Source organism: Pseudoneobacillus rhizolycopersici (assembly GCF_054786815.1).
In genome coordinates this window covers 1-237 of record NZ_JBTOOE010000235.1, presented here as the reverse complement: position 1 = coordinate 237, position 237 = coordinate 1, and the positions used below count along the sequence as shown (strand labels likewise).

1 protein-coding gene is annotated in these 237 nt (G+C 57.0%); it reads left to right on the top strand.

Translation table 11 applies throughout. The features are described 5' to 3' along the window. On the top strand, positions 1 to 237 hold a 237-nt coding region (locus ACX9YW_RS23570), incomplete at both ends, for a hypothetical protein (RefSeq protein WP_460351235.1).

Sequence of the window (237 nt, the reverse complement as noted above, 5' to 3'; positions counted from 1 at the left end):
AATGAACCAGTGCATCCGCGCCGGCGGCATCAAGCACATCATCACCAGCCGCAAATTCATGAACAAAATGGCCTTCACCAACCTGGAGGCGGAGCTGGTTTACTTAGAGGATTTTAAGGACAAAGTGACGCTGGCCGACAAGGTTGCCGGAGCGACGCTTGCGTATGCCACGCCGGCCCCGCTGATCGATGCGGCGCTGGGCTTGGGCAGGATGAAACCTGACGACGTTGTAACCAT